This is a genomic window from Saccharothrix hoggarensis, from assembly GCF_042678885.1.
Taxonomy (GTDB): domain Bacteria; phylum Actinomycetota; class Actinomycetes; order Mycobacteriales; family Pseudonocardiaceae; genus Actinosynnema; species Actinosynnema hoggarensis.
Map to the genome: position 1 here is coordinate 1 of NZ_JBHTLK010000261.1, position 9057 is coordinate 9057.

Sequence of the window (9057 nt, forward strand, 5' to 3'; positions counted from 1 at the left end):
GGCGCGTGGGCGGCGTGGTGGGGCGGTGCCGGGCGGCGGAAGGGCGGCGCGTGGGGCGGTGCCGGGGTGCGAGGCGGGCGCGGCGTGGTGGGGCCGTGCTGGGGGTGGAGGGCGGTGCGGGAGGGTTAGCTGGTCAGGGGAGCGGCGCCGCGTTCGGTCAGCAGTTGCTTCATGTACTCGCCCTCGGACTTCTGCGACTTCAGCATGTTGTCGGCGAGGGTGCGGACTACCGGTTGGCCCGCGTGCGCGGCGCCGTACTCGGCCATCGGGGCGCCGCCCTGGTGGTGCCGCAGCATCAGCTGGAGGAAGTACACGTCGAAGTCGACGCCGGTCAGGGCGCGCAGCTTGGCCAGCTCGGCCGACGTCGCCATGCCGGGCATGAGGCCGGTGACGCCGGCGGCCGCCGAGGCGCCGTGGGCGTGCGAGGACGCGCTCATCCACTTCATGTGGGTGCCGTCCACCGACTGCTCGGGGTGGCCCCAGAGGGTCAGCCACCCCTTCATCCGGCCCACCTGCTCCAACTGGGTGGACTGGATGTCGAACGCCAGCTGCCGGATCGCCGGATCGGCGGTCCGGTTCCGCGCCTCGTTGGCCATGGTGACGCCCTGCAGGTGGTGCACGGCCATGTCCTGCGCGAAGCCCACGTCGACCGAGTCAGCCGCCGGGGTGGACGAGGTGTCCGCCCCCGGCAGCTTGATCAGCAGGCCGACCGCGGCGCCGAGCAGCAGCACGGCGACCACGGCGACCGCCACCACGACGGCGCGCGTCGCGGTGACCGCGCGCTGCTCGGGCTCGGTCAACGAATCAGCTCCCGCTCGGCTGGGTCGGCGCCGGCGCGTCCGAGGCCGGGGGCTGCTCGCCGCCGGCCTCCGTGCCGTCCGCCGTGCCACCGTCCATCGGCACCGCGTCGGGGCCCGGGGCCTCCGCCACGAACGGCGGCGGGTTCGTCACGTCGAACGTGTTCGAGTCGCACGTCGCGCCGATCTCCGGGTACGTGTACTGGTTGCGCCGGAGGGCCTGGATGAACTGGTCGATGCGCTCGTCGTCCGCGCTCTCCACCTTCAGCTGGTGGCCCCACGCCTGCAGCGAGATCGGCTTGTCCAGCCCGGGGTACGGGGAGATCATCGTGAACTGCTGGCCGTCGGCCTTGGCCTGCAGCTTCGCCAGCGCGTCACCCGTGATCCGGTCCGGGTTGTAGGCGATCCACACGGCGCCGTGCTCCAGCGAGTGGACCATGTTCTCGGTGCGGACGGCCGTCTGGTAGACGACGCCGGTGCACGCGGCCCAGGCGCCGTCGTGCGGGCCGCCGAACGGGGGCGAGAAGTCGTAGGCGACGCGCTGCGTGGGCTGCACGTGCTTGCCCTGCTCGTACTCCTTCTTCACCACGCCCTGGATCTGGTCCGAGGGGTCCTTGTTCTCCTCGGACGGGTTCCACTTGGCGAGGGCCGCCTCCTTGGCGTTCTGCTCCGAGATCTGGTTGAACGCGTAGCCGAACACGCCGCCGGCGAGTGCCAGCACGGCGACCACCGCGATGATGGTCCCCCATGGCTTCGGCTTCTTGGCCACCACCGAGGAGCGCGCCGCCGCAACGCTGGAGCGCGCGGCCTTCGTCTTCTTGCCGCTGGTCATGTCCGCCTCAGTCTCGTCATACGCCCATGCCGCGAGCCAGTGTAGGGATACGATGTCTGATCACCGTCAACCGGCCGTCACGGCGGGTGGTCGTCAACAGTTGTCAATCCCACTTCGCGAGACGCGCATCCCGCCGGAGACCAGCGGGAACGCTTCCCTAGACTTGCCGGGTGACTCCCGCTGCGCTCGCTGAACTGGTCCGCGCGACGGCCGTGGACGTGCTGACCTCCCGCGGCCTCGATCCCGCCGCCCTGCCCACAGCGGTCACCGTCGAGCGCCCCCGCAACCCCGAGCACGGCGACTACGCCACCAACCTCGCCCTCCAGACCGCCAAGAAGGTCGGCGTGCCGTCCCGCGACCTGGCCGGCTGGCTCGCCGACGCGCTGACCGGCGCCGAGTCCATCTCCGCGGTCGAGGTCGCGGGCCCCGGCTTCCTGAACCTGCGGCTCGCCGCGGACGCGCAGGGCGAGATCGTGCGCGACGTGCTGGAGGCCGGCGCGGCCTACGGGCGCGGCGACCGGCTCGCCGGCGTCCGGATCAACCTGGAGTTCGTCTCGGCGAACCCGACCGGCCCCATCCACCTGGGCGGCACGCGCTGGGCGGCGGTCGGCGACGCGCTCGGCCGCATCCTGGAGGCCAACGGCGGCGAGGTCACCCGGGAGTACTACTTCAACGACGCGGGCGCGCAGATCGACCGGTTCGTCCGGTCCCTGATCGCCGCCGCGAAGGGCGAGCCCGCGCCCGAGGACGGCTACGCGGGCGGCTACATCAGCGACATCGCCGCCGAGGTGCTGCGGCAGGAGCCGGGCGCGCTCGCCGCCGAGGACAGCCACGAGGTGTTCCGCCGCATCGGCGTGACCCTGATGTTCGAGGAGATCAAGAAGGACCTCCACGACTTCGGCACGGACTTCGACGTCTACTTCCACGAGAACTCGCTGCACGAGTCCGGCGCCGTCGCCAAGGCCGTCGACCAGCTGAAGGGCTCCGGCGCGCTGTACTTCGACAACGGCGCCTGGTGGCTGCGGTCCACCGAGTTCGGCGACGACAAGGACCGCGTGGTCATCAAGAGCGACGGCGACCCGGCCTACATCGCGGGCGACATCGCCTACCTGGTCGACAAGCGGTCGCGCGGCTTCGACCTGTGCATCTACATGCTGGGCGCGGACCACCACGGCTACATCGGCAGGCTGAAGGCCGCCGCGTCGGCGCTCGGCGACGACCCGGCGTCGGTCGAGGTGCTGATCGGCCAGATGGTGAACCTGGTCAGCGAGGGCAAGCCGGTCCGGATGAGCAAGCGCGCGGGCACCGTGATCACCATGCAGGACCTGGTGGACGCGGTCGGCGTGGACGCGGCCCGGTACGCGATGTCCCGCTCCTCGGTCGACTCGTCCCTGGACATCGACCTCGACCTGCTGCGCAAGCGCAGCAACGACAACCCCGTCTACTACGTCCAGTACGCGCACTCGCGGATCTCTTCCGTGCTCCGCAACGCGGCCGACCTCGGCATGACGCCGAACGAGTCGTACGGGCTGCTGCGGCACGACCGCGAGGGCGACCTGATCCGCACCATCGGCGAGTTCCCGCGCGTCGTCGCCACGGCCGGTGAGCTGCGGGAACCGCACCGCGTCGCCCGGTACCTCGAAGAGCTGGCCGGCACCCTGCACCGGTTCTACGACACACCGGAGTGCCGCGTGCTGCCGCGCGGCGACGACGAGGTGACCGAGGTGCAGCGGGCCCGCTTGCAGCTGTGCGCGGCGACCCGCCAAGTGTTCGCCAACGGCCTGGCACTGCTGGGCGTGACCGCTCCGGAGCGAATGTGATGCGCGCCCACCCCGCCGGTCCCCGGCACGCCGACGTCATGGTGCCGTCCAACACGGCGGGCAACCGCCCGGCGACGGCCGCCGACCTGGACTCGCTGCACCCGCAGGTGTGGCCGCGCAACGCCGAGCGCGGCGACGACGGCGCGGTGCGCTTCGCCGGCGTCGACGTGCGGCAGCTCGCCCAGGAGCACGGCACCCCGCTGTTCGTGATGGACGAGGCCGACTTCCGCTCCCGCTGCCGGGAGCACGCCGCCGCGTTCGGCGACCCGACCGCGGTCCACTACGCGTCGAAGGCGTTCCTGTCCGTCGCGGTGGCCCGCTGGGTCGCCGAGGAGGGCCTGAGCATCGACGTGGCCAGCGGCGGCGAGCTGGCCGTCGCGCTGCGCGCGGAGTTCCCGCCGGAGCGGATCGCGCTGCACGGCAACAACAAGTCCGTGGCCGAGCTGACCAAGGCCGTCGAGGTCGGCGTCGGCGCGGTCGTGCTCGACTCGTTCTACGAGATCGCCCGGCTCGACCAGGTCGCGCGCGAACGCGGCCGGGTCCAGCCGGTCATGATCCGGGTGACGGTCGGCGTCGAGGCGCACACGCACGAGTTCATCGCCACCGCTCACGAGGACCAGAAGTTCGGCTTCTCGCTGTCCTCGGGCGACGCGGCCGAGGCGGCGCGGCGGGTGCTGAAGTCCGACGGGCTGCGGCTCATCGGCCTGCACAGCCACATCGGCTCGCAGATCTTCGACGCCAGCGGCTTCGAGGTCGCCGCGCGCCGCGTCATCGGCCTGCTGGCGGACCTGCGCGACGAGCACGGCGACGGCATCCTCGACCACGTGACCACGGTCGACCTCGGCGGCGGCCTCGGCATCGCCTACACGCCGGACGACGACCCGCCGCCGCCCGCCGAGCTGGCCAGGCAGCTGCGCAACATCGTCTCCAAGGAGTGCGAGCACGCCGGCCTGCCCGTGCCGAAGATCGCGGTCGAGCCGGGCCGCGCCATCGTCGGCCCCGGCACGGTGACGCTGTACGAGGTCGGCACCATCAAGGACGTCGAGCTCGACGCCGGCGCGATCCGCCGGTACGTGAGCGTCGACGGCGGCATGAGCGACAACATCCGCACCGCGCTCTACGACGCGGTGTACGACTGCAAGGTCGTGTCGCGCGCCGCCGCGCCGGACGCGAAGGCCGTCCTGTGCCGCGTCGTGGGCAAGCACTGCGAGTCCGGTGACGTGGTCGTGCGCGACTGCTGGCTGCCCGACGACCTCGCCCCCGGCGACCTGATCGCGGTCGCCGCGACCGGGGCGTACTGCTACTCGATGGCCAGCGGCTACAACCGACTTCCCCGGCCCGCGCTCGCCGCGGTCGTGGACGGCCAGGCCCGGTTGCTGCTGCGCCGGGAGACCGAGGAAGACCTGTTCCGCCTGGAGGTATGAGAAAAGTGTCTAGCCATGCGCACCGCAAACCGATCAAGGTCGCGTTGCTGGGCTGCGGCACGGTCGGCACCGAGGTGGTCCGGCTGCTCACCGACCAGGCGCCCGACCTCACGGCGCGGATCGGCGCCCCGGTCGAGCTGGCGGGCATCGCCGTCCGCCGGCCGAACAAGCACCGCGAGGTGCCGGCCGAGCTGCTGACGACCGACGCGGAGGCGCTCGTGGCCTCGGACGACGTGGACGTCGTCGTCGAGGTCATCGGCGGCATCGAGCCGGCCCGGTCGCTGCTGCTCACCGCGCTGCGCTCGGGCAAGTCCGTGGTCACGGCCAACAAGGCGCTGCTCGCCGAGCACTCGGCCGACCTCTTCGAGGCGTCCGACGCCTCGGGCGCGGACCTGTACTTCGAGGCGGCCGTCGCGGGCGCGATCCCGCTGCTGCGCCCGCTGCGCGAATCCCTCGCCGGCGACCGCATCACCCGGGTGATGGGGATCGTCAACGGCACCACCAACTTCATCCTCTCCGGCATGGACTCCACCGGCGCGAGCTACGCCGAGACGCTGGAGGAGGCGACCCGCCTCGGGTACGCGGAGGCGGACCCGACGGCCGACGTCGACGGCTTCGACGCCGCGTCCAAGGCCGCGATCCTCGCGTCGCTCGCGTTCCACAGCCGGGTCACGGCCGCCGACGTGCACCGCGAGGGCATCGCGGCGGTCAGCGCCGCCGACATCGCCGCCGCCAAGGGCCTCGGCCGCATCGTGAAGCTCCTCGCGATCTGCGAGCGGGTGTCCGTCGACGCCGGCGACGGCTCGGGCGCGTCCGAGGGCATCTCGGTGCGCGTGCACCCGGCGATGATCCCCAGGTCGCACCCGCTGGCGAGCGTGCACGGCGCGTTCAACGCGGTCTTCGTGGAGGCCGACGCCGCCGGCGAGATGATGTTCTACGGCCAGGGCGCGGGCGGCGCCCCGACCGCCAGCGCGGTGCTCGGCGACCTCGTCGCGGTGGCCCGCAACCGGGTGCACAGCGGGCGCGGGCCGCGTGAGTCGGCGTACGCGGGCCTGCCCGTGCGGCCGATGGGCCAGACGCCCACGCGTTATCACATCAGCCTCGACGTCGCCGACCGGGCGGGCGTGTTGTCGCAGGTCGCGGCGGTGTTCGCGGAGCACGACGTGAGCATCGCGGCGGTGCGGCAGGAGGGTCGGGTCGACGACGCCAGCCTGGTGATCGTCACCCACGCCGCGACCGACGCGGCACTGCGGTCGACCGTGGACAAAATCGGCGGGCTGCCCGTGGTTCGGGAAGTGGTCAGCGTGATGCGGGTGGAAGGCGAAGAGTGATGGTGGCCCAAGCAGCCCTCGGCGGTGCCGAGAACCCAACGAGCGCGCGGCCGGGGTGGCCGGGCATCATCCACGCCTACGCGGACCGGATCCAGCTCCCCGCGGGCGCCGAGGTCGTCACCCTCCACGAAGGCGGCACGCCGCTGGTGGCCGCCCGGCACCTGTCGGAGGTGACCGGCTGCGAGGTCTACATCAAGGTCGAGGGCGCGAACCCGACCGGCTCGTTCAAGGACCGCGGCATGACCGTGGCCATGACGCACGCGCTGGCCAGCGGCATCCGGGGCGTGATCTGCGCGTCGACCGGCAACACGTCGGCGAGCGCGGCGGCGTACGCGGCGAAGGCCGGGATGGCCGCCGCGGTCCTCGTGCCGCGCGGCAAGATCGCGCTGGGCAAGCTGGCCCAGGCGGTCGCGCACGGCGCGCGCATCCTGCAGATCGACGGCAACTTCGACGACTGCCTCGAGCTGGCCTCCAAGACGTCGATCGAGTACCCGATCACGCTGGTCAACTCCGTGAACCCGGTGCGCCTGATCGGCCAGAAGACCGCCGCGTGGGAGATCTGCGACGTGCTCGGCCGCGCGCCGGACGTCCACTGCCTGCCGGTGGGCAACGCGGGCAACATCACCGCGTACTGGCGCGGGTACTCCGACTACCACCACGACGGCGTGACGTCGTCGACGCCGCGCATGTTCGGCTTCCAGGCCGCGGGGTCCGCGCCGCTGGTGCTGGGCGCGCCGGTGGCGAACCCGGAGACCATCGCGACCGCCATCCGGGTGGGCAGCCCCGCGTCGTGGACCGGCGCGGTGGCCGCCAAGGAGGAGTCCGGCGGCCTGTTCGAGGCCGTGACGGACGAGAAGATCCTGGAGGCCTACCGGCTGCTGGCCTCGACCGAGGGCATCTTCGTCGAGCCCGCGTCCGCGACGAGCGTGGCGGGCCTGCTGGCCACCGCGGCGGACGGGCGGTTGCCGAAGGGCTCGCTGGTCGTCTGCACGGTCACCGGCCACGGCCTGAAGGACCCCGACACCGCGCTGCTCGGCATGGCCGAGGTCGAGCCGGTGCCGGTGGACCCCGGCGCCGTCGCGACCGCGCTGGAGCTGGCGTGACGGCCGTGCCCGCGACCGGTGTGCGCGTCACCGTGCCCGGTTCCACGGCGAACCTCGGCTCGGGGTTCGACGCGCTCGGCATGGCGCTGGGCGTCCACGACGAGGTCGAGTTCGCCGTCACCGGCGGCGGACTGGCGGTCGAGGTGTCGGGCGAGGGCTCCGCGGACGTGCCGACGGACGGGTCGCACCTGGTCGTGCGGGCGTTCCGGGCGGCGTCCGAGCTGGTCGGGCTGGACGTGCCGGGGCTGCGGCTGACCTGCCGCAACGCGATCCCGCACGCCCGCGGCCTCGGGTCGTCGGCGGCGGCCGTCGTGGCGGGTGTCGCGGCGGCGTTCGCCCTGGCCGGTCGCGAGTTGGACACGAGCGCGTTGCAACTCGCCGCGGAGTTCGAGGGCCACGCCGACAACGCCGCGGCGAGCATGTTCGGCGGCGTCGCGATCGCGTGGACGCACGGTGACCGATTCCACGCAGTGCGTGTGGAGCCGCACCCCGGCGTGAGCCCGGTCGTGCTCGTCCCGGCAGTCGAGTCGTCCACCAAGACGACCCGCGGGCTGCTGCCGTCGAAGGTGCCGCACGAGGACGCGGCGTTCGCCGTGAGCCGGGCCGCGCTGGCCGTGCACGCGCTCTCGGCGGACCCGTCGCGGCTCCTCGACGCGCTGGACGACCGGCTGCACGAGCCGTACCGGGAACCCGCCTGGCCTGCGACGACGCGCCTGGTGCGGTCGCTGCGGGAGGCGGGCGTGCCCGCCGCGGTGTCCGGTGCGGGGCCGACGGTCCTGGCCCTGCCGGCGTCCGGCGAGCTGCCGCCCGGTCCGGACCTGACGGGGTTCGAGGTGCGGCGCACGCCGGTCGACCTGGGCGGGGTCCGGGTTGCGCCACTCGGTTGAGTGATGCGACGCGCCAGGCCCCGGTTGTTGCACCCGGCGGTACCGGCGTCTACCCTCGGGGCCATCAGTCACCGCGCGCACGGGCGCCGGTGTGGTGCCCGGACGTTCGTTCCGGATCGCATTTCTCCAGCGACTTGGCCCTGTGCCGTATGGACGGGGTCGACGCTGGAAGGCACCCGCTCGCCGTGTGACCGAAGTCCCGTACCGGAGGACTCCGCTTTCGTGCGCGTTCCGCGCCGTCCGAGGTCCGCCTGAACCGGGACGAAACTGCCGCACCGCATTCCGTCGGACGGCAGGTCCGCTGGATCGCGTAGGAGGCGCGCTCCGGTCAGGAAGGACATGTGTGACCAACACCGATGTACTGAGCAGCCAAGCTCCTGCTGCTCCCAACCCCGCTGCCAGTTCCGGAGCCGAGGAGAACGCTCTGACCACCCCTTCGAACGGCAGCGCCACGCCGCGCAAGCGCGCGGGCCTCTCTGGAATGGTGCTGGCCGAACTCCGTGAACTCGCCAGTCAGCTGGGTATCACCGGCACCGCCGGCCTCCGCAAGGGCGACCTGATCGCGGCCATCAAGGAGCGTCAGGGCGGCACCTCCGGTCGGGGCAGTGCCGCGACGCCGCCCAAGACCGAGAAGAAGGCCGACGCGCCCAAGGCGGTCGCCGAGAAGGCGCCCGCGCGTGCGGCCGAGGCGCCTGCCCCGGTGGAGAAGCCGACCCAGCAGCAGCTCGACGTGGCCGAGCGGCCCGCCCAGCCGTCCTCCTCGGAGGAGGAGGGTGGCCGGCGTGGCAACCGCCGTCGTCGGTCGTCGAACCGCCCGGCGGGCAGCCCCGAGGCGCCCGCCGCCGACGGTCAGCAGGCGGCGC

At 72.8% G+C, this 9057-nt stretch carries 8 protein-coding genes; 6 read left to right on the top strand and 2 right to left on the bottom strand.

Annotation, left to right across the window (positions count from 1 at the left end):
• Positions 1–125 precede the first annotated feature (125 nt).
• Together ACFQ3T_RS31340 and ACFQ3T_RS31345 are read right to left on the bottom strand one after the other, a co-directional pair.
• Complete coding sequence (locus ACFQ3T_RS31340) at positions 126–800, bottom strand: DUF305 domain-containing protein (RefSeq protein WP_380728844.1); 675 nt, start codon at positions 798–800, stop codon at positions 126–128.
• Positions 801–804: 4 nt separating this feature from the next.
• Entirely contained in the window at positions 805–1629 is an 825-nt protein-coding gene (locus ACFQ3T_RS31345; RefSeq protein WP_380728847.1) for a DUF3105 domain-containing protein, read from the bottom strand.
• A 170-nt stretch (positions 1630–1799) separates the two neighbouring features.
• On the opposite strand from ACFQ3T_RS31345, the gene argS reads away from it, so the two are divergent.
• From argS to ACFQ3T_RS31375, 6 genes are all read left to right on the top strand, one after another.
• Positions 1800–3449, top strand: coding sequence for an arginine--tRNA ligase (gene argS, locus ACFQ3T_RS31350; RefSeq protein ID WP_380728849.1), 1650 nt, complete (start codon positions 1800–1802; stop codon positions 3447–3449).
• Entirely contained in the window at positions 3449–4873 is a 1425-nt protein-coding gene (gene lysA / locus ACFQ3T_RS31355; RefSeq protein WP_380728851.1) for a diaminopimelate decarboxylase, read from the top strand. Before argS ends, lysA begins: the two co-directional genes overlap by 1 nt.
• A complete protein-coding gene (locus ACFQ3T_RS31360; protein ID WP_380728853.1) occupies positions 4870–6204 on the top strand; it encodes a homoserine dehydrogenase in 1335 nt (444 codons plus the stop codon). Before lysA ends, ACFQ3T_RS31360 begins: the two co-directional genes overlap by 4 nt.
• Complete coding sequence (gene thrC, locus ACFQ3T_RS31365; protein WP_380728855.1) at positions 6204–7307, top strand: threonine synthase; 1104 nt, start codon at positions 6204–6206, stop codon at positions 7305–7307. The genes ACFQ3T_RS31360 and thrC overlap by 1 nt, the downstream gene beginning before the upstream one ends.
• Positions 7304–8194 (top strand): homoserine kinase, encoded by an 891-nt coding sequence (gene thrB, locus ACFQ3T_RS31370; RefSeq protein WP_380728857.1) that lies wholly within the window; start codon positions 7304–7306, stop codon positions 8192–8194. The genes thrC and thrB overlap by 4 nt, the downstream gene beginning before the upstream one ends.
• Positions 8195–8537: 343 nt before the next feature.
• Positions 8538–9057 (top strand): Rho termination factor N-terminal domain-containing protein (locus ACFQ3T_RS31375; RefSeq protein WP_380728859.1); only part of this gene is annotated, 520 nt, incomplete at its 3' end.

What these genes read in the sequence shown, in the direction of transcription:
- ACFQ3T_RS31360 (WP_380728853.1), top strand. Translation starts at nt 4,870, where the DNA reads ATGAGAAAAGTGTCTAGCCATGCGCACCGCAAACCGATCAAGGTCGCG.
- thrC (WP_380728855.1), top strand. Translation starts at nt 6,204, where the DNA reads ATGGTGGCCCAAGCAGCCCTCGGCGGTGCCGAGAACCCAACGAGCGCG.
- ACFQ3T_RS31345 (WP_380728847.1), bottom strand. Translation starts at nt 1,629, where the DNA reads ATGACCAGCGGCAAGAAGACGAAGGCCGCGCGCTCCAGCGTTGCGGCG.
- lysA (WP_380728851.1), top strand. Translation starts at nt 3,449, where the DNA reads ATGCGCGCCCACCCCGCCGGTCCCCGGCACGCCGACGTCATGGTGCCG.